21 protein-coding genes are annotated in these 21,064 nt (G+C 40.2%); 10 read left to right on the top strand and 11 right to left on the bottom strand.

Annotation, left to right across the window (positions count from 1 at the left end; all coding sequences use genetic code 11):
• Window positions 1-7 precede the first annotated feature (7 nt).
• Together D5018_RS12515 and rsmI are read right to left on the bottom strand one after the other, a co-directional pair.
• On the bottom strand, window positions 8-643 hold the full coding sequence (locus D5018_RS12515) for a TetR/AcrR family transcriptional regulator (protein ID WP_121839341.1): 636 nt from the start codon (window positions 641-643) through the stop codon (window positions 8-10).
• 212 nt (window positions 644-855) lie between these two features.
• Complete coding sequence (gene rsmI, locus D5018_RS12510; RefSeq protein ID WP_121839340.1) at window positions 856-1,698, bottom strand: 16S rRNA (cytidine(1402)-2'-O)-methyltransferase; 843 nt, start codon at window positions 1,696-1,698, stop codon at window positions 856-858.
• A gap of 95 nt (window positions 1,699-1,793) precedes the next feature.
• Between rsmI and D5018_RS12505 the strand changes: the two genes are divergently transcribed.
• The 7 genes from D5018_RS12505 to D5018_RS12475 all read left to right on the top strand — a co-directional run bounded on the left by D5018_RS12505 (window position 1,794) and on the right by D5018_RS12475 (window position 8,422).
• Window positions 1,794-3,614, top strand: a complete 1,821-nt coding sequence (locus D5018_RS12505) for a penicillin-binding protein activator (RefSeq protein WP_121839339.1) — start codon at window positions 1,794-1,796, stop codon at window positions 3,612-3,614.
• A complete protein-coding gene (locus tag D5018_RS12500; protein ID WP_121839338.1) occupies window positions 3,611-3,937 on the top strand; it encodes a YraN family protein in 327 nt (108 codons plus the stop codon). Before D5018_RS12505 ends, D5018_RS12500 begins: the two co-directional genes overlap by 4 nt.
• Window positions 3,938-4,285: 348 nt before the next feature.
• Complete coding sequence (locus D5018_RS12495; RefSeq protein WP_133309288.1) at window positions 4,286-5,116, top strand: hypothetical protein; 831 nt, start codon at window positions 4,286-4,288, stop codon at window positions 5,114-5,116.
• 87 nt (window positions 5,117-5,203) lie between these two features.
• A complete protein-coding gene (locus tag D5018_RS12490) occupies window positions 5,204-5,797 on the top strand; it encodes a phosphoheptose isomerase (protein WP_121839336.1) in 594 nt (197 codons plus the stop codon).
• Window positions 5,794-6,360 (top strand): division/outer membrane stress-associated lipid-binding lipoprotein, encoded by a 567-nt coding sequence (dolP, locus tag D5018_RS12485; RefSeq protein WP_121839335.1) that lies wholly within the window; start codon window positions 5,794-5,796, stop codon window positions 6,358-6,360. The genes D5018_RS12490 and dolP overlap by 4 nt, the downstream gene beginning before the upstream one ends.
• Window positions 6,361-6,483: 123 nt before the next feature.
• Window positions 6,484-7,953, top strand: coding sequence for a hypothetical protein (locus tag D5018_RS12480; protein ID WP_133309287.1), 1,470 nt, complete (start codon window positions 6,484-6,486; stop codon window positions 7,951-7,953).
• A 118-nt stretch (window positions 7,954-8,071) separates the two neighbouring features.
• Window positions 8,072-8,422: a RidA family protein gene (locus D5018_RS12475; RefSeq protein ID WP_121839333.1), complete on the top strand. Its 351-nt coding sequence runs from the start codon at window positions 8,072-8,074 to the stop codon at window positions 8,420-8,422.
• Between the two features lie 52 nt (window positions 8,423-8,474).
• Here the strand turns inward: D5018_RS12475 and D5018_RS12470 are convergent, their stop codons facing one another.
• Window positions 8,475-10,499 (bottom strand): methyl-accepting chemotaxis protein, encoded by a 2,025-nt coding sequence (locus tag D5018_RS12470; RefSeq protein WP_121839332.1) that lies wholly within the window; start codon window positions 10,497-10,499, stop codon window positions 8,475-8,477.
• Between the two features lie 227 nt (window positions 10,500-10,726).
• Between D5018_RS12470 and D5018_RS12465 the strand changes: the two genes are divergently transcribed.
• Window positions 10,727-10,906 carry a cytoplasmic protein gene (locus D5018_RS12465; RefSeq protein WP_121839331.1) on the top strand — a complete coding sequence of 60 codons (180 nt, stop codon included), beginning with the start codon at window positions 10,727-10,729 and terminating at the stop codon, window positions 10,904-10,906.
• A gap of 104 nt (window positions 10,907-11,010) precedes the next feature.
• Here D5018_RS12465 and D5018_RS12460 read toward each other — a convergent pair whose 3' ends face one another.
• The 6 genes from D5018_RS12460 to rpe all read right to left on the bottom strand — a co-directional run bounded on the left by D5018_RS12460 (window position 11,011) and on the right by rpe (window position 17,964).
• Window positions 11,011-12,234 carry a hypothetical protein gene (locus tag D5018_RS12460; protein ID WP_121839330.1) on the bottom strand — a complete coding sequence of 408 codons (1,224 nt, stop codon included), beginning with the start codon at window positions 12,232-12,234 and terminating at the stop codon, window positions 11,011-11,013.
• Window positions 12,235-12,264: 30 nt separating this feature from the next.
• Entirely contained in the window at window positions 12,265-14,628 is a 2,364-nt protein-coding gene (locus D5018_RS12455) for a bifunctional diguanylate cyclase/phosphodiesterase (protein ID WP_121839329.1), read from the bottom strand.
• The gene (locus tag D5018_RS12450; RefSeq protein WP_121839328.1) at window positions 14,628-15,287 is read right to left on the bottom strand and encodes a cupredoxin domain-containing protein; all 660 of its coding nucleotides are present in this window, start codon (window positions 15,285-15,287) and stop codon (window positions 14,628-14,630) included. The genes D5018_RS12455 and D5018_RS12450 overlap by 1 nt, the downstream gene beginning before the upstream one ends.
• A 305-nt stretch (window positions 15,288-15,592) precedes the next feature.
• The gene (gene trpS / locus D5018_RS12445; RefSeq protein ID WP_121839327.1) at window positions 15,593-16,591 is read right to left on the bottom strand and encodes a tryptophan--tRNA ligase; all 999 of its coding nucleotides are present in this window, start codon (window positions 16,589-16,591) and stop codon (window positions 15,593-15,595) included.
• 21 nt (window positions 16,592-16,612) lie between these two features.
• The gene (locus D5018_RS12440) at window positions 16,613-17,290 is read right to left on the bottom strand and encodes a phosphoglycolate phosphatase (protein ID WP_121839326.1); all 678 of its coding nucleotides are present in this window, start codon (window positions 17,288-17,290) and stop codon (window positions 16,613-16,615) included.
• The gene (rpe, locus tag D5018_RS12435) at window positions 17,287-17,964 is read right to left on the bottom strand and encodes a ribulose-phosphate 3-epimerase (protein WP_121839325.1); all 678 of its coding nucleotides are present in this window, start codon (window positions 17,962-17,964) and stop codon (window positions 17,287-17,289) included. The genes D5018_RS12440 and rpe overlap by 4 nt, the downstream gene beginning before the upstream one ends.
• 212 nt (window positions 17,965-18,176) lie before the next feature.
• Between rpe and D5018_RS12430 the strand changes: the two genes are divergently transcribed.
• Window positions 18,177-18,488 (top strand): hypothetical protein, encoded by a 312-nt coding sequence (locus D5018_RS12430; protein ID WP_133309286.1) that lies wholly within the window; start codon window positions 18,177-18,179, stop codon window positions 18,486-18,488.
• Window positions 18,488-18,676 (top strand): DUF2970 domain-containing protein, encoded by a 189-nt coding sequence (locus tag D5018_RS12425; RefSeq protein ID WP_121839323.1) that lies wholly within the window; start codon window positions 18,488-18,490, stop codon window positions 18,674-18,676. The genes D5018_RS12430 and D5018_RS12425 overlap by 1 nt, the downstream gene beginning before the upstream one ends.
• A gap of 50 nt (window positions 18,677-18,726) precedes the next feature.
• Here the strand turns inward: D5018_RS12425 and D5018_RS12420 are convergent, their stop codons facing one another.
• A complete protein-coding gene (locus D5018_RS12420) occupies window positions 18,727-19,566 on the bottom strand; it encodes a Dam family site-specific DNA-(adenine-N6)-methyltransferase (RefSeq protein WP_121839322.1) in 840 nt (279 codons plus the stop codon).
• 68 nt (window positions 19,567-19,634) lie between these two features.
• Entirely contained in the window at window positions 19,635-21,038 is a 1,404-nt protein-coding gene (locus D5018_RS12415) for an SPOR domain-containing protein (RefSeq protein WP_121839321.1), read from the bottom strand.
• Between the last annotated feature and the right edge of the window lie 26 nt (window positions 21,039-21,064).

Raw genomic sequence — 21,064 nt, 5'->3', positions numbered from 1 at the left:
GAAAGATCTAATGGCTTCTTTTACCTAAAATGCCGGCCACCATAAATCGGCTGTTAATTTCAATAAAACGCTCAGGTGTTAGCCCTTTAAATGCGGCTATGTCACCATCCCAAATCATTCTTAAGGTACCGTGAAAACTGGCATGTAACGCAATCACCAACTCTTCAACCGATTGTCTTGGGATCTCACCACAGCTCATACCCGCTTCAAGCAGTTCTTCAAAAAAGCACTGATCTTGCTTTTCCAGTTCTTCAAAAGCTTTAGCAACCGCTTCAGGTAAACGCTTTCTTACTTCTGCACGATGACAGAAGTGTGCGACTTTAGCGCCAACAGGATCATCTAGACTAACTTGAAACGCCAACCTTAAAATTTGCTCGACGGCTGCTAACCGATTGTCTTCAGGAATTTTTGTCGGCCATTGTTCTCTAAATTTTTCAAAGTGAGACAATGCAATACGCGCATAAATTTCTTCTTTACAGCTAAAGTGCTTATATACTGTGCCCTTACCTATTTCGGCTTTGTTAGCGATCTGTGCCACTGTGACACTTTGCCAATCATTACCATCAAACAAACTCAAGGCTGCAGATAGAATATCTTCCTCTCTGCGTGCAAACTCTCGCTGTTTTCGCGTTAACTCAACCATAAACCACCTCAAGAAAAACCAATAGTCATTTTGTGACTAATGGTCACAAATTAAAACACAAAGATAGCAGAAGGTAAATTGAGCACATGTACTTTTGTGTTATTTGAGTGGAAATGTGGATAAGGAAATTGTAAATAGATGTGGATAGTTTCTAGAAAAGCTTATCTAAGGATATGTTTTTATTAGATAAGCTTACTAAGAATAAATTAGAGTTATAAATCCAGTTCTAAACCGGTTTTATAAAGGGCATTCTTTTTTAACCCATAGATTTGCGCGGTAATGGCGGCAGCTTTTTTTAAGGGTAACTCTTTGCTTAACAGAGTTAGTGTGCTGATAACTTCTGGCGATAACTCGCCATCTTCTTTCACCTCAGCACCTTTGATCATCAGCACTATTTCACCTTTTTGTTGATTAGCATCCGACTCAACTTTTTCAATAACTTGAGCAATCGTGCCCGATAAAAAGGTTTCAAAAGTTTTAGTGATCTCTCTGGCCATCACCATAAGTCTATCTTCACCAAAGTGCTGCGCCATAGAATTAAGGCTTGGTAATATTCGATGTGGAGACTCATAAAAAATCAAGGTTCGAGTAGCATCAACCAAGGCTGATAATCGATCGCTCCGCCCCTTTTCTTTGGCTGGTAAAAAACCCTCAAATGAGAAGCGATCTGAAGGCAAGCCTGATGCGCTTAGTGCGGTGATTGCAGCACAAGCCCCCGGCAGAGGAATAACAGCAAATCCGGCTTCACGGACTTGAGAGACTAAGTGATAACCAGGATCTGATATCAGTGGCGTACCTGCATCAGAGATCAAAGCGATCGATTCGCCTTGCTCCAGTTTGGCAATAATACTGGCAGCACGATTACGCTCATTATGATCATGAACCGCCATAGTGCGAGTTTCTATACCAAAGTGATTTAATAATTTGCCACTGTGTCGAGTATCTTCACACGCAATGAGATCTACCTGTTTAAGTACCTCTATGGCTCTAGGGGTAATATCGGCTAGATTTCCAATGGGTGTTGGCACCACATATAACGCCGCGACGTGATCCATAATTTCCTCTTTCGTCATATATAAGAGCAGGTTAAACTATATCCAAAGCGCTGCCCTTCAGGGTGGGAATATTATCATAATCAGAGAGTAAATCTGTGTTGAAAAACCAAAATATTCGGGGATACTTAGTTGGATTATTAGCAAGCTTAATTCTGCTTGGCTGTAGTTCGTCACCTAATAAAACCTTAACGGCTACCGATTTGGCCTTAAATGAAGTCAAATTTTCAGCCACCGAATATTTAGCGCAAGCGAAACAACTCAAAGCAAACAACTTAAAGTTACGTGCTCAATTACTTGCTGCTCACGCTTTTTTAGATAAAAACCAAAGTGAGCAAGCAATCACTCTCTTAGCGCAGATTTCAAGCCAATTAACGACAAACTCTGAAATTCAAGCCGAATATCGTTACTTGCAATCATTGATTGCCTATCAAAAACAGCAATATCAACAAGCACTGGATATCTTATCTTACCCTGACGCTTGGCAACTTCCTCGTTGGCAATGGCGAAACTATTACCAACAACGAGCACTGCTTTTCGGGCTAGTGCAACAACCGATAAAAAAATTACAGTCATACACATCATTAGCTATGTATGTTGATGCGAATGAAGCAAGCAAGCTTAATCAACATATTTGGCAAACACTCAGTCAATTAAAACAAGAGCAACTGGCGAGCCTTAAACAGCAACCTTTACCCAAAATATTTTCAGGTTGGATTCAACTGGCTTACATTGCTAAATTTTATGGCGCTGATCCCATGCAATTGATCAGTAATCTAAGCCGTTGGCAACACGCTCATTCTCAGCACCCTGCTGCTGTTAAACTACCGGACGATCTTCAAAAAGCCATTAATACTAAGCCTTATCAGCCGCAAAAAATTGCAGTGTTATTGCCATTAACAGGAAATGGTTCGTCTTTTGCTGAACCAATCAAAGCTGGCATTGTGAATCGCTATTACAAAGATAGTATTCAAACGTCTATACAGTTCTATGATACCAGCCCGAACGTAGAACAAGCCTACCAACAAGCATTAACTGATGGTGCCGAATTCATTATTGGTCCTTTACTACCCAATAATGTCGTTAACCTCCACCAATTACAGAAATCTGAAGGTGTTCGTGCTCCTCAACTATTTTTAAACCAATTAATGAAGCCAAGTGAAGTTGAAAATACTTACTTTTTCTCATTGTCTCCTCAACAAGAAGCCGTTGACGGAGCTTTACGCATGCAACGTAGCGGTGTCAAAACACCGTTAGTATTCGCGACCGATAATTCAACTGGTCGCAATATGGCATTAGCCTTTAAAAATGAGTGGTTCAAATTGACAGGTGCAGAAGCCGAAACCCACTTCTACGCAGATGCCAATAAAATGAAGCAAACGGTTCAACAAGCCATGGGAGTATCTGATAGTTTAAGTCGCATTGCTCAAATCAAATCCTTGTTAAGGAATAAAGTTAAAGCCGATTTCAGATCTCGCCGCGACATCGATGCCATTTATATGCTTTCCGGTTCTCGAGACTTGCCTTTGTTAAAACCATTCATCGATGTCAGTTTTAGCGTCTTCGCTCGCCCTGTACCTTTATATACAAGCAGCCGCAGTCGCCCTAACCTTGGTAACAGCAAAAAGAATCAAGAGTATAATGGAATCATCATGAGTGAGGCGCCTTGGTTAATGCAAAACACCGCTGAGCACCGCACGATCAATCAGCTATGGCCAACGTGGAGCTATAACCAACAACGGCTTTATACTATGGGAAACGATGCGCTAGCTTTGATTGGTCAACTGGCTCAAATGCGCGCTTTTCCGGGTTTTCAGTTTAGAGGGGAAAGCGGTACGTTATCAGTTGAAAAAAATGGCGTTATCCGCCGTCAATTACAATGGGGACAATACAAACAAGGAGTGTTATACCCACTATGAATCTTGGCCAGCAGGGAGAGCGGCAAGCACAAGACTATTTAACTAAGCAAGGATTAAACTTTGTTAAAGCCAATGTTCGTTACCCTTTTGGCGAATTAGATTTAATCATGCGTGATGGTGCACATTGGGTTTTTATTGAAGTAAAGCTTCGAACCAACCCTAATTTCGGCGGCGCCATCAGTGCCATCTCACCCCAGAAAATACAGCGGATACGTAAAGCGGCAAGTGCTTACCTTCAACAGCAACGTATTCAAGCACCCTGCCGATTTGATGTCATCGCCATCGATAATCAAAATATTCAATGGATAAAAGGGGCGTTTTAAGATAAAGGCTAGATTAAGCTCACTTCATATATCTATAAAAGAGCTTTATCACCCGTTACTATTTATTAAATTTTTTACAATTAAGACTTCATGAGCTCGATTCTAAATTGCACGATAAATAGCCAGGAAAGGGTTATTTTAGATATAAACTCATTTTTTATTCCCATCGAACCAGAGTGTTCAGTAGAGCTCCTCATATGTTGTCATGACAAGACGACTAGTTCACAAATCAACTTTGTTTACTATTGCTCTTACTTTAAACCTGACTGGTATTTAGCTACACAACACGTAGATAACACATTAATCAGTACTTGGTTTGAAAACCAACTTGTTAAAAAATTAAGTGCCATGACACTAAAAACGCCAAATGAGCTAGCCAAACCAAGAGAATACCAAGTCAAAAGATGGGAAGTACTGCAACAAGAAGATCACTGGGCTTATAACATTTTAACAACTTCATATAATCAACAATTGATACATCAGCTCGCACAAGAGTTATTAACAAAAATCGAAACTCAACCTGACCTTTATGATGAAGAGTTTGCAGCACTTTTTTACAGTAAAATTTTATCAAGGACAGAAGCTTACCCAACACCATCAGACTTTAAAAATGATACTGAAATTTCACATAGAGAATACTTAATTTATTACCTTTATACTAATATCAAAAGCTCTGACTTTGATAGTCACATAAAGCTCATGTGCTTACTTTGGCTATTACCTTCAGCAATGTTAAACAAACAATCAATAGAACAAACACAAAGGCTCTGGGATATCTATTGCACAGAAGTAACCCCCAGAAGAGAGCACCATATTGGTGACTTTATAGAAACAAAATCTGATAGATTTGGGAATACACAAATACCTGTAAAAAGTAAATTATTTAGAAATGTACTACCTCGTTGCCACACAGCTGTTCAATATCAACACTACAGCAAACCACAAAACCCTTATGTATGCCAACTGATTGAAGCAAATTTACCTTATGTTTCAGGTGTTTCAGGCATGGCGAACTCGTTTAGTGGAATATTTTCACTTCTCAACATTGATATGAAATCCGCTTTGGGCATGCAAATTCGAGTTTGCAGTACAGCATTTATCATTGGTGCAGCTATGCATTCTAAAGTTGAGGTGGAACACAGTTTTGCATTAACTGAGCAGTTTTTTGCGAATCAGTAATAGATCACTTCCTCTGCATAATCTTTGCTTTTGACATCTGTAAGAATATGGCAAACTACCCTCAATTTAGTATGTTAGGGTATATCCATGTTAGATCGCATCAAAGACAGCTTCACAGAGTCTATTCAAACTAAAATTGACGCAGCAGAAGCACTCCCAGAGTCTATTGAGCTTGCAGCACAAATGATGGTGAACTGTCTGCTTAATGGTAATAAAATTTTAGCTTGTGGCAACGGTGGTAGCGCAGGCGATGCCCAACACTTTTCGGCTGAACTGCTCAATCGTTATGAAATCGAGCGTCCACCACTTCCAGCCATTGCACTAACAACTGATTCTTCCACTTTAACCGCCATTGCTAATGATTACAGCTATGATGAAGTGTTTTCAAAACAAATTCTGGCATTGGGTCAACCGGGTGATATTTTGTTAGCGATTTCAACCAGTGGCAACTCTGGTAACGTCATCAAAGCCATGGAAGCGGCACTAAGCCGAGACATGACAATTGTCGCGCTTACAGGTAAAGATGGTGGTGCAATGGCAGGACTTATGGGACCTAATGATGTTGAGATTCGAGTACCCTCCAATATCACTGCCCGTGTTCAAGAAGTCCACTTACTTGCGATTCACTGTTTGTGTGACAACATAGACAAAACGCTATTTCCACAGGACGAGCAAGCATGAAAAAACTGATTGTCTTATTGTTAACCTGTTTTATGCTACAAGGTTGCGCTGGGTTAATCATCGCTGGAGCAGCAGGTGGTGCAGTAGCACTCAATGATAAGCGCAGTCTAGGTACTCAACTTGATGATACTGATACTGATTTTAAAATCATGGCTGAATTAGCCAAGCAACAAGATATCAAAAATCAAACTCACATTCGTGCGATTACCGTTAATCGTAAAGTGTTAGTAATTGGCCAAGCGCCAAATACTATGTTGCGTAGTAAAGCGATCAGTGTCATCAAAGGCATGAATATTGCCGATAAGGTTTACGATCAAATAAGGATCAGCTCACCTACGGGTTTTACCACTCGCACTAATGACACTTGGATCACCACCAAAGTGAAAAGCAGAATGCTGAATCAAAAAGGTCTAGATGCTACTCGCATTAAAGTCATCACTGAAAATAGTGAAGTCTTTTTAATGGGGGTTATTCACCCTCAGCAAGCTGATTTAGCGGTGAATGTTGCTCGCCATACAACAGGGGTTCAGAAAGTCATTAAAGTCTTTGATTATTCGAATTAATGTTAACCAAATTTAACTTGGCTGCTTTTCGTCCTACTTGCTAATTTAAAGGCATTATAGGACTAAAAGTGGTACGGTATGGCTACGATTCAAGTCAGGAAAGAAATAATCAGAGAAGTAACAATGTACTCAAGTACAGTTGTTGCTTCACCTCAAGAGTTAATTGTTGAAAATACGCATCAAGCATATTCTGTTCGTTTCCTTAAGCAACACAAGGATGAATCAACAGAAAATAAAACGATAAAGGAAAGTTTAGAGTCTTTGCAAATAGAACTATTTGGTCGCTTTCAAAGCATTTCCTTCGAACAAGGCCAAACTTACTTCTGCTTAGCTCGATATGTCTGCCGCACCTCAATGGATTGTTTAAGGTTCATTCGATTTTTTAACGTCGAGCCCAACCCAGCAAAAGCTTTAAATAACTTTCTGATAGGCGCAAATTATAGACAAAGCCAAACATCTCATCTCATAAAGTTTTTTCAGCTATTTAAAGCAGCACAAGCCGATATTATTCTACCTCGATCTGTTACATCTAGCCTTGATAAAGTATCTTTTGAGCCACAAAGATTAAGCTTACCCGAAATGAAATCGGCCTCAACTGATACTTTGTCACTCACTTATACCCATGACATGTTAAATCCTGATGTTCAGTTTCCTCGTAATGGACGTTTCTCCCAACTCCCTTTAGTTTTTTGCCAAACAGTCCTTTCTTCCTTAGCGGCACAGATGCAATTACTTGTATCACAAGTACCTGAAGCAAGAGTCTGTTGCAAAAGCCCGAATGTCGAATTTTTAAAAGCCATTGAATCTGTACTATCTGGCTATTTTATTGAAGCAAAAATACCAAAAATAAGAATACCGTATAATACTAACAAGCAAGCGCTGTTTTCATTAGCGCTCCTATATCAAAGCCAAATAGCATTGAACCTGACACCAATCAATCTTCTTTTAGGGATTCTATTATTAGAAACCGCGGTAAATTCTCATAGACCACCACCATGTTCATTAAAAAACGAAACGCAGTTCTTCGAAGCTCACCGCCAGTTGCTCAATCAAGCTTTTAGACTGCTTCATGATGAGCATAAAGACTTTACTGATGCTCAGATAAATACGATCGCCGTACCACTGATACTTTCAGGCTGTAATTTATTGACACCTATGAAAAGCCCTAGGAATAGTTCCAAAGTCAGTCAAACCAACCAAGTAGCATTACTAGCTCCAAAACAATTAAGGCAAACTCAGCAAATTAAAAAAACTGAAGTGCCTGAAACCACTTCACCAAATGAACATGATAAAACCACCCAAACATGTTATGTGAAATTGATTAGAAAAATTTTCAACGATCCAGATAAATTGAATTTATTGCGCCAAAACTTTTCATCGCTCCAAGATCATCTTATCAGTAAGGGGTTATTTACCCCGGAGGATTTATCTACATTTGCCAGTCAAACAACTGAGACTCCATTCAGTAAAGCGAGAAGGTGGCTATATAATTTTCAATTAGCACTCACAGAAAAACGTTGTAAAAGTCTATATGAAGCATTAAAAGCAGTTGAATACTTAAATAGTGGAATAGCAGAAGTTCTAGAAGATTAATAGAGTTCAAAGTACCAAATATCATATCTATAATACAATAATTACTACACGTGTTACGTATCTTTGATAAGATATATCGTTTTTTTGAAGAAAAAATTACAACCAAGGAACCTCTGTAATGTCCATAGAAAGACTTGAAACCAAACAACGTATGAGCCGTATTGTTAAGCATAATGGCACCATTTATTTATGTGGTCAGGTATGCGCCGATGCCACTAAAGGGATCACTGAGCAAACCCAAACCATGTTAGACAAGGTTGATGGATTACTAGAGCAAGCAGGTAGCGACCGCGAGCATATTTTGTCGGCCACCATTTACATTAAAGATATGCAGTACTTTGCAGAAATGAATGCCGTTTGGGATGCATGGGTGCCAGAAGGCCATGCACCAGCAAGAGCTTGTGTCACGGCTAATATGGCACGTGAAGAGTTGTTGGTTGAGATTTCAGTGGTAGCAGCAGAAAAGTAATGATTCCCCTACAAAAAAGGCTGCTCTCGCAGCCTTTTGATTGAACCACTTTTTATTTAAAGTAACTGACTTTCTCAGACAACTGAGTCGATAGATGATTGAGTTCTTGTGAGCTTTGAGCCGTATCTTGTGCCGCTTTATAATTACTTTGGTTTAAAACAGTTACTTCATTAGCACTAGAGGCAATTTCAGTGCTCACGTTCGCTTGTTGTTCAGAAGTAGCGGCTATTTCTTGTGCCATTTGTTCGATATGGGATATTTGAGTCGCGATACCAGAAAGCGCACCACCAGTCTCTTCAGCCTGCTTGTCAACTTCTAGTCCATAGTCACTGCTAAGTTTCATCAACTTAACGGCAGTTTGTGTACTGCTTTGTAACTGGCTGATGATACCCACCACTTCTTTAACTGATTGCTGGGTTCTGGCCGCTAGGCTTCGAACTTCATCTGCCACAACCGCAAAGCCTCGACCTTGCTCTCCAGCCCTTGCTGCTTCAATGGCCGCATTCAACGCTAACAAGTTGGTTTGCTCAGCGATCTCATCAATCATTTTGGTGACGCTTTGAATATTGTTGCTTTCTACTTCTACGGTTTGGATCGCTTCAGACGATGATTGAATTTGCTCAGATAGAGAAGATACTTTTGCCTGCATATTCTCAACGATTTTAGTGCCAGCTATTGCATCATCATTAGCCTCTCGCACACTCATTGCTATTTGCTCAACCTGCCCAGCAACACTTTGTGCCGACGCGGCCATTTCTTCCGTTGCTGTCGCTATATGCTCAATTTGCGACTGTAGAGACTCCGCTGAAATTAAACTTCCTTCCGCATTACCTTTGGCCTGTTCGGCTTGGGCGGCTAAGGATGTACTGATATCTTTTATATCTGTTGTCAATTCAAACAGTCTACCAGCCATACCGCCGACAACAGCGGTCAATTGCGACATCTCATTATTTGATGAGGCATCCCCTCCTTCAACCGTTATACTTACTTCTCCATTACCTAGGCGTTTCATGTACTCGTGATTTTTTGCCATTGGTGCTAATAACCTTTGCATGACTAAATACAAGATCACAATCACCACAAGGCACACAACAACGGCAATGGTTAAGATTATTTTAAGCAAATAGGTACTGCCTTCAGTAATTTCTGCAACTGAAGTTCCACCACCTATCACCCAATCCCAACCTGATACATAGGAGGTCACCATGTATTTTTGTAGTTTATCTTTACCTGATTGAGATTGATAAAAATGCACTTCATTAATCGTATCCATTAAATTAGCCAGTGGACGACTACCATCATCATTTACTGTGTTTTGGATATTTTGCCCTATAAAGTTGATATTAGAGTGCAATAAATAATTTCCACGCTCAGCACTTGCAGCATTAACCACAAAACTCTCACCGCCTTTACCCCACTTCACCTCTTCAATTGCTTTAAATATGGATTCAGTCGCTTTCTGTAGGGGGATAGCTGCAAATGCGACCGCAAAAATGCGACCGTTATTGAGTAATGGCCGATAATAAGCAAGGTAGTTTTTACCAAATAATTTGACCATAGATGAATAAGGCTGCCCTGACATTAACTGGCTATAACCAGGGTGTGATTTTCCAAGGTATGTTCCTACCACTCTTTGACCATTGGCATTTTTTAAAGTAGTAATACCGCGAATAAAATCATCACCATCTCGTAAAAAGATGGTGGCGTCGGCTTCAGTGTTTTGTTTAAAACGGTCAATAACGTGTGTTAGTTCCGATAAAGGAATACCGGTTACCTCGACTCGGTTAACAACCTTACCATTTATGGCGTCACTTCCGGATACAGGAGCTAATCCATTCAGATACCCACTGACTAACGCTCCTTCGAGATGCTCGGCTGAAAGTAAAAAAGCTTGATATTCTTCGCTGAGGGCTTTTGCTAAGGTATCAATTTTACTTTGATGATCTTCTAAGGTTTGTTCTAAATAAAGGGTTTTGGCTTGCCTATATATCAGGGTGGCGGTGCTAGCAAAGGCAAATACGATTAACAGCGTTATCAGAGATAACACCTGAAATGAGATACTTTTATTTTTAAACATAGTTGATACGACTACCGAATAGGTTTTTTACTCTATTTTCAGCGGATTTTATATGATTTAATTTTTATGAACCCTGTGCGATATCTCACTTTTTGTTAATCGACATTAAATTTAACGTTAGGAAATACTGGCCTTTGCAACTAATAGAGATCTTCTATTAAATATGATTAAAGAACACCAAAATGGAGTCGATAAACTAAGAACTTAGGGTTCTATGAGAAACACAAATGGATATCAGCGGTTCAAGCGTACAGTCAGCAGCAAATCAACAAACCACTAATGTGAAAGTGATGCAAATGGCCAAGCAACAGCAAAAGGCAGAGGGTGAAACGGCTATGCAGCTCATCAACAGTGCTGCGCCAAAACCAGTCGGAAATGCAGGTCATATCATTAATACTAAGGCTTGATATACTCGTGAATTAATGATTACTCCACGATAGAAATGCCTTTGATGGCTTACTATGCAACCAAAGGCACTTTTTTTATGAGAACTTTAGAGACCATTCCCAATTTAGAAAAAATACCGAGTCGCAAGTTGCCACTGTCTTTCAATGAGATGCTTTGGCAAACCGATACTGGTTCGAGCTTGTCTCTCACTGTCTACCCAATTGAATTCAGTATGGATAAACCAGCCTCGTTGAATACGATAACGGTAAGATAAAGTCAAAGAGCGACCAGATTCATTATTATTATCAGCCACCATTTCATCATTATCTGTCACCGAAAAGTGTTCTAGACGACCACTTACAGTATGTTTCTGCCAGCGTCGACTGAGCAAAATATTTGCACTCTGATAATCATTATTGACGGCATCGAACCCTTCAGGCGCCATCATTTTTGTGTCACCTTTCATGTATTGAGCAATCATTTCAACTCGAGCTGGTAAGCGCCATTTGACTCCAAGATGATGGAAGCGGGTACGCCAAGCATATTGACCATGCTTCACGATCTTGGTATTGGCATTGTTGTCATAATAACCTGCCAATAATCGACCTTTACCGCGCCATGTCCATTGCGCTGAAATATGGGTGCCGAGTCTGTTATCTAGCTCAATGAAGGGATCAGATTGTTTTGCCTGCCCTTTTAACACACCGTCAAATTGAGGCAGATGAGGAACTGGTATGGTTTCATGCCATAGTGTTTGTCGAGAACTTTGGGTCCAGCCATGCCATGCTAATAGCGCTCCTGTCGTATCATTATTGGTAAACGCTTCTACATTGAATGAAAAGCTATGAGGCGATTGAAAGAACTTCCCTAAACGAGTGATTCCGATTTTTACACCAGTATGACGGACTTCTTCGGCTAACCATGCATTGATAGCAGAATAATTTAATGTGTATGGCGATGCCCAAGCCGTTGCAAGGTTTTCAAGAGTAATATTGGGGTACATGATCCCAGCTTGCACTTCAACCCGATAACCACTGTCAGTCGGTAAACCGCGATATTTAACAACGGCTTCAGTAATACCAATGCCATCATCGACATTATCCCAATAGCCATTAGCTACGATTTTAGTTGACCATTTATCACTAAGCTCAAGATGATGGCTGAGGCCAAACTGAGATAGTGCTAGCTGGGTACCATTATTAGCTCTGAACTTTCCTAGTCCACCTTTAAGGTAACTCTGTGTTCCATCAACATTAGCCACTGATAGGTCAATAATTCCCGACCACTTTTGTTCAACGGCTAGAGCGGAAGTTGATAAACACAACAAGCCAATAACAACTAACTTCATGTTATTCCTTTTTTATTCTTTATTCTTAAACTAAATCTGTACTTGAGGGGTGCTGTGGTAAAAATATTCACTTTGTAATAACCAGGTTTCAAGATCCGACCCTGAAATTGGCTTGCTTAGATGATAACCTTGGGCCATTTCACACCCACGTTCTCTTAACCAATCAAGCGTATCTTGGTTTTCAACTCCCTCAGCAACAACAAACAGGTTTAAGTTATGAGCCAGCTCAATGGTAGATTTAACAATGATTTGATCATCGGTATTGGACATCAACTGCTGAACAAAAGAGCGATCAATTTTGACTTCATCTACAGGGAGTTGCTTTAGTTGTCCTAATGATGAATATCCTGTACCAAAATCATCAATAGACAGTTTCAACCCTTTCGCTCGCCAATAACTTAGCTGCATAATGGCGCTGTCCAAATCAGACACCACCGCATCTTCGGTAATTTCTAGAGTAAAAGCTGAGATTGGCACTTGATGCTGGCTAATGGTATTTAACACCCATTGACAAAAACTGCTGTCTTTGAGGTTTTCAGCAGAAATGTTGATGGCGATCCCCAGCTCAATACCTTTTGCACGCCATTGTTTATATTGTTTGATCGCAGTCTCTAACACCCAACGTGTCAGCGCATTCATTTGCCCTGTTTTTTCCGCAATGGGAATAAATACGTCAGGTGGGATCATGCCTTTTTCAGGGTGTGCCCAACGTACAAGCGCTTCAACTTTGATCACTGCATTTTTTTTTAAACACAACTTAGGTTGGTAGTACAAAACTAACTGATCACTTTCAATCGCAGATTTTAAGCCATTGATGAGTTGTAATCGTTCAACCGTATGCTGATCAATCTGTTTATCATAGATCTGATATTCAAGCTTATTACTTTTAGCGTATTGCAAAGCGGTATTGGCTTGCTGTAAGACTGAGAACATTGAAGATGAGTGATTGCGAATCGCAACCCCCATCGTTAAATCTAGTTCAAGCGATAATCCTTGATAGCGATAACGGCGAGCCATTTTTTCACGTAATGATGCGATTAACTGACCGATATCATCGACATGAAAGTCATTCAATACCAGTGCAAATTCATCACCAGAAATACGGCATGCAAAGTTCACATTCTTCATGCTTTCTAAGCGACGACCGACTTCTTTAATGATTTCATCCCCAACGCCATGACCTAGCGTTGCATTCACTTCTGTCATGCGTTTCACATTCACCAAGCAAATCATGAATTGTTCATCTTGCTCCATCCAAGTAGAGAGCATTCTGTCCAATTCATTTCGGTTCGGTAAATTGGTCAAAGGATCATGGAATGCTTGATACACAATTCGCTGTTCACGACTCAAGATGGCTTGTTGCATTTCAGAAAATTCGTGAGCCAATTGCGCAAGTTCAATGGTAGAACTTTCTTTTACTTTATGGTCGTAATTACCACCTGCAATGAACTTAGCCTGTTCAATCAAGTGTTTGATGGGCTTAGTAATACTGCGCGAGATGTAATAAGCTGCCAGCATCGATAAAGGCAACATCGAAATCACAATCCACAGCTGTTGCCACCATTGCTCTTTTAACGGAGCCAATACTTGCTCCCTTGGCAGATACATGTAGGTGTAGAGTGCTTTATTATCAATAGCACCGAGTTTTTGACTCCAAAATAGATAGCGGTGATCACTAAATTTGCCGACCAACTGATAGGCCAAGTCTTTTAACATATCACCGTCTGTAGCAGTCGACTGGCGAACTTCAGACACCTTAAATTGCGGGTCAACCAAAGCAAATCCCGTTGTCAGCCCCGTTTGATGCATTAATTCTGTTGCTAATTCAGCGTCAATTTTAAAACCAAAGCCTACCCAACCTAGTAAGGTGTTTCCTCCTGCAGTGATACGAGAAAACTGCATCTGATAAAGACTGCCACCCACTTGATACAGTAAATTCACTGTAGATTGAGCTTTATTGAATGAAACAGAAAAGACTTTTCCTTGTTCAGGTCCTAAACGATAGCGAGTTTGCCCTTTATCATTTTTACCACTGATCAACTGAGCAATAATTTTTCCGTCTTTATCCACCGACATGGATAAATTCGCTTTAATTCGGCGCTGATGATTACCTAAGGCAGTGAGAAAGCTGCCCATGTCGCCTTCGATGAAAATTTCTTTCAAGCTATAGTCTTGAGAAACGACCTCGGAAAATACACCTAGGTAAAAGCTACGCGCATCAAATTGGTTTCTAAATACTTCCACCGCATTGGCTATACGGCTGCTGATTTGCTGCTGCTCAAGTTGCTTATGGGTTTGAAAAGACATCCAAAATGAAAAACCTTGGATGATAACCAATAAAATAACAAAAAACAGGAAGATTCGAGTTTGCAGTTTATTCCAAAATCGAGGCATCAATATGATTCCCAAAACTCGAATTCATCCAGAGCTTTTTGCTCTGGAATTGGCAAAATATCAGAGATTATTTTAATGGATAAGGGATCATTCTTCGGCAAGGTAATCTTGCTTATTTGCTGTTGAGCTTCGGCTTGCATTTGAGGATGCCATACGACCAATTGATACTCGCCAGTTGGTGCATCATCAAAATTAACCTTTCCATTTTCATCAGTTAATCCATAAAAAGGTGTATCAACGACTTTCACATAACTGCTCATCCAATCATGCACATTACAGCCTAATGCGATTTCACCAGCTTTATCTATAGTTAGTACGTCACTCTTTGATTGTTTTGGCATTCTTATAGAGAAACGCTTAACACCTGCTGCAGAATAGACATGATGAGAAATACTATCCTCATTAGTAATAGCAACTTTACTTCCTGCACGCATTACTACAATGTAAGGATCAAATTGCTTATCTTTTTGTCGAACAATATGAGGAGTCTCAGGGAGCGGATAAGCCGAAATATCAAAAGAGGGAGACGGTTTTAGGTAAACCACCATATTTGCTAAAGGTTTAGAATTGTTATCAACCACTATGACTTGGTTTGCCCATGATATCGGCACCCAAAAACACAGCATCAGGCATACTGATAACCACTTACAATAATTCATTCTTTGCCCTTAACTGAGTTACAACTCATGATCGTTTTTATTTTGACAACTTATTAATTAGCGCGTGTGTTTTATAAAATTTCATCATGAAAATCAACACTTAACTTTTTAGACAGGTAAACCTGCTTAAAACTTTCCCAAATTTTACAAAAAATTTGCCCCTGTATGCCTGATTAAGCTTATTTATTTTCGGCATTTGGGCTTAAAAGTTAACAAAATTTCTCAATAGATGCACTCAAATTCACTTCTATTTTAAAATAAAAAATCCGGCTCATTGGCCGGATTTTCTCCCATCCACACCTGATTTAGACAATTAATCCAATCTTTTCATATACTTTCTTCAGGGTCACTTCAGCACGAGCTTGCGCTTTCTCTGCCCCCTCTTTCATGACTGAATCAAGATAAGCTTGATCGGCACGGATTTGACGGTAACGCTCTTGCAGTGGTTCTAACATCGCAACAACCGCTTCGCCTGTCGCCACTTTCAAGTGACCGTACATTTTACCTTCAAATTCAGCTTCAAGCTCTGCAATTGAACGTCCAGTTGTGCCCGACATAATACTCAATAAGTTAGACACGCCAGGTTTGTTGTCTACATCGAAAGCAACTCTTGGTGGCTCTTCTGAGTCAGTCACCGCTTTTTTGATCTTTTTAAGGACTTTCTTAGGATCTTCCAACAAGCCAATTACGTTGTTGTTATTGTCATCCGATTTCGACATCTTCTTGGTTGGATCTTGCAATGACATTACTTTCGCCCCTAAAGGCGGAATGAATGGCTCAGGAATGGTAAAGGTATCACCGTAAGCATTATTGAAACGCGTAGCGATATCACGGGTTAGTTCAAGATGCTGTTTTTGATCTTGCCCTACAGGAATTTCATTAGCTTGATACAACAAGATATCAGCAGCCATTAAAACAGGATAACCAAAAAGCCCAACATTGATGTTATTCGCGTGTTTTTGTGACTTGTCTTTAAACTGAGTCATACGGTTCAACTCACCCATTTGGGCATAGCAGTTTAATGCCCAGCTCAATTGAGTGTGTTGAGGCACTTGTGATTGAATGAACACAGTGCTTTTTTTCGGATCAACCCCACAAGCAAGGTATAAAGCTAACGTATCTAAGCAAGCTTCACGTAAAGCTTTAGGATCTTGCCTTACGGTGATGGCATGTAAATCAACAACACAATACAAACAGTCATGGCTGTCCTGCATTTGTACCCACTGGCGAAGTGCGCCCATATAGTTTCCTATGGTTAATTCACCAGAAGGCTGTGCGCCACTCAATACAATGGGTTTGGTCATTGGTTTACCTAACTCCTATAATTAAAATTGGGTGTTCACCCAATTTTCAATATGATGAAAATCGTCAAATACGGCATCTGGACCGCAAAGGCCAATATCTTCTCCGTAGTTATAGCCATAGGTCAAGCCTATTGAAGCAATTGACGCTGATTTTGCCGATAAAATGTCATTTTTAGAGTCTCCCACCATCAACAATTGGCTATTTTCAAGTTGCCATTGCTGCAAAATATGGTTTAGAGGGAGTGGATCAGGTTTTTTTCGACCCAAAGTATCGCCGCCAATGATAAGGCTAAAATAAGCATCAAGGCCAAACGCCTGCAGTAAAGGGGCAATAAATTGTTGTGGCTTGTTGGTTACAATCGCCAGTTGATAGCCTTGCTTATGTAAATTAGAAAGCGTGGCCTTAACACTTGGGTATAAACGACTATGCTGATTTAGGTGTAAATCATAATGACGCAAAAATACCGCTAAAGCTTCCTTTAATACGGACGACTCAGGAGACCGCTGAATCGACCATGTAATTGCTCGCTGAACTAACACTTCAGCGCCGTTACCGACCCATGAACGTACTTGATCCTCAGAAGCCAACTCTAAGTTGAGTTCCATCATCATACCGTTTATTGCTGCAGCGAGATCAGGCACACTGTCAACTAAGGTGCCATCTAAATCAAAAGCAATGGCTTTGAAGCGACGATTCATTTGCCATCTACCTTAGCCAACTCCTCACGCATCTCATCAATTACAACCTTGTAATCTGGTTGAGTAAAGATGGCTGAACCTGCTACGAACATATCAGCACCAGCGGCCGCTATTTCGGCAATATTATCCACTTTAACACCGCCATCGATCTCTAATCGAATATCACGTCCACTTTCATCAATACGACGACGAACTTCACGTAATTTATCAAGGGTGCCCGGAATAAAGGATTGGCCACCAAAGCCTGGATTTACTGACATTAATAGAATCACATCCAATTTATCCAAAACATGATCCAGATAATGAAGTGGTGTTGCAGGGTTAAATACCAAACCAGCTTTACAACCTGCATTTTTGATGAGCTGTAAGCTACGATCTATATGCTCTGAAGCTTCAGGGTGGAACGTAATAATAGAAGCACCTGCATCAATAAAGTCAGGAATAATACGGTCAACTGGCTTAACCATTAAATGGACATCAATATCAGCCGTAATACCATGATCACGTAATGCTTTACAAACCATAGGGCCAATGGTTAAATTTGGCACGTAGTGGTTATCCATCACATCAAAGTGAACCACATCAGCACCAGCATTTAATACATTTTCGACTTCTTCACCAAGGCGGGCAAAATCGGCTGATAAAATAGAAGGGGCAATCAGAAATGGGCGCATAAAAGACTCTCATAATGAGCTAAATTTAATCTTATTTTACCCTTGGAATACCATTCTCGATAGTCTTGATCTTATAATTATTGAACCAGATCAGCCCTCTGCTTGTAAGGGCTAAATTAGCTGTTTAAATTACAATCGATAATGGGTTATAATCGCGAGTTGGTATGGTTATCAAAAGGGCTAACATCGTGGCGATATTAGGGAAAATAAACTTGAAAAAAAATAAATTCAAGCTTGCCATGGGACTAACAGGGACACTGTCAGCCATTACTGTTTTTGCCGTTCAATCAACTCATTCTGACTCTTATTGTTCATACAGCAATGCAGTTGAATACAATCAAATGCTACCAAGCAACCACCCAGTTAACCGCTGCTCAACTCAGGCGAAACAGTTAAACTGGGGCAGTTGGCTCACTGGTAAAAGTGATTCTAATCAATTCCATTTCTTTGATTTATTTGAATTATTACATGGTGATCACGACCGTCAAATTCCACAAAACAGCGACGATATTCCAACTCAGTAATGTTTAAATTATTTTGGCAGGTCTTAACCAGCACATTAGCCGCTTTTTTTGGAGTACAAAGCGATAAAAATCGGCAGCGAGACTTTCAAATGAGTTCGCCACTTCCCTTTATTATTATGGGCATCGTCCTAGCGGCTCTATTAGTCTTGAGCTTAATTGCTATTGTACGCTGGGTTATCTATTCGTGACACTTGAAGATGCAACTTTCAGGTATCACGAGTATAGGCTAGAGGCCCCTCTAGTTTTCTGGCAAGTGATAATGTTCGTCATATAACGCAATCAATTCATCCACTTTGGTTCTACCACTGCCCTTTTGACTGATGTTTCTTTGCACTTTTATTTGATCAAACATGGCACCATGATACAACTCTCGAGTTAACGGTATATCATGGTTACTGATCACCACAGGAATATTCTTCTCTCTTGCAACTAAACGAGCTCGACGAGCCAATAACGCTTGATCATCCAAACTAAAGCCTGCACCTACATAAGTGGTAAAACTCGCGGTCGTCGACAAAGGGGCATAAGGCGGATCACAATAGATCACATCCCCTGATTTAGCTAAATCAAACGCCTGCTCATATCCTACACATCGAAATTCGGCTAACTGTGCTTTCTCAGCGAATGCCAATAGTTCTTTTTCTGGAAAATAAGGCTTCTTATATGAACCAAAAGGAACATTAAAGCCCCCTTTGCGGTTATAGCGACACAAACCATTAAATCCATGTCGATTCATGTATAAAAACCACAATGAGCGTTCAAATTTATTCTGGGTTTGATTAAAGGCTGAACGAATGTCGTAATAAGCCTCTTTGCGGTTCATGTCTGGCACAAATAACTTACGGGACTCTTTGATGTATCGTTCAGGTGTGCGCTGCAAAATTTGATATAGGTTGATCAAATCTTGGTTGATATCGCAAAGTAAATACGATGGATAGTCCGTATTCAAAAAGACACTGCCAGCTCCAACAAAAGGCTCAACTAAACGTTGTCCTTCAGGTAAAGACTTTTTGAGTGTATCAACAAGTTTAAATTTACCACCAGCCCACTTTAAAAAGGCTCTATTTTTATTGCTCATGGACTGGTTTCATTCCAAGTGAATGCTGAAGAACATCATGATTGTACGATGATTTGTAAAGGATTTCATTAGCGAAAATCATACTCTTTTAACGCCGACCACTTTCTAAGCCATGGTGCTGACAATTTAGTCTCCGCTTTCAACTTATTAGCCGTTTTCTGAGCTTGGTTACGAGTAGCAAAATCGCCTAACACTACCACCCATTTATTGTTACGCTTGGCAACTCTGATATTTTTCCAGCTATCAAGTTTTTTTAGCAGTTTAGTCAGTGAATCCTTCTGGCTCATGGTGGCTAACTGTAAGGTGTAACCCTCAGGGTATTTGGGACTGAACTTTCGTGATTCGTTATTTTTTGGGGTCTCTATCTCAGTTTTCAATTTTGCAGAATTACTCTTTTCACGAGAGCTAGGCTGAGGTTGTAGCTGTTTTTTCCCTTCTTTCTTTTCAAGAATCGACTTTGAAACAATACCCTTAGAATGCTCAATGCTCGAGTTGTGCTTAATGATAAGTTGAGTTTCCTCAGCCTGTTTGTCTTCACTCTTTTCATCAACAACCAGAGGTTCTAGCTTTGTTTGTACCTCTATTGTTTGTTGGGTAGGCTTGGACATGGGTAAGTCAACTACAGAATCCATTGGCCTATTTGTTGAAACCACGGGCGAGGATGAATAAGTCAACTGCGTAGCATCTATGACTGTTTGAGTCTGAGTTGTATCTTTGGCTGAAGGTTTTTGTTGGTAACTCACTTGAAAACCCCAATACCCTAAAAATATCAATAAGGCTGTGATTGAGGCCATGCTCACTTTCATCAGCGGTGACAGTCGAATAGAAGCAGCTTTAGATGAATCACCATTAAATGCTCTAATGTATTCATCAGGATACACCTCTACACCACCAAAGTCGGGAAGAACCACCGATTGTTCTCGCCTGTCAGTTTGCTGACCTAACAAAATTAGATATAAATTGTATTGCTCTTCTACCGATAATGGCTCGATATGCAAACAGGTATACACATCTGTATCAGCGGTCAGATCTGCATCTAAATTTTCAATAAAGGCTGGCGGCACACTGGCTATAACACTGATAGGCTGATGGATAGCTTGCATCTGTGATAGGGTCATCAACTCAGCTAACAGCGGCAAAGACAGCCGATGTGCGTCATCGACTAAGATAAGCAGGGGTTGTGTTATCGTATTCTGAACAGCAAGCCACATATCAGCCAAAGGGATATCGTCATCAAAAACCGGTTCGTCAAGCAATTGGATCCAAATCTTGCGACGAATTTCGGTATCATCCGCATACTCTGGACAAGATACAAATGCACACTTAACTTCATGACTTTGTTGACTTATCGCGGTAAGAATGGTGGTTTTCCCACTACCCGTTTCGCCACTAAGCAACTGTAATTGTTCAACATAACTGGCGTTATGCATTAAACGCTCGACGATAGATTGTTGTGAAGCTAATAACGCCATTATGGATTCGCTGTTGAATATAATCT

The sequence above is a fragment of the Parashewanella curva genome (assembly GCF_003675895.1).
Lineage (GTDB): Bacteria > Pseudomonadota > Gammaproteobacteria > Enterobacterales > Shewanellaceae > Parashewanella > Parashewanella curva.
The sequence above is the reverse complement of the archived record's forward strand: the minus strand, read 5'-3'. Positions and strand labels throughout refer to the sequence as shown.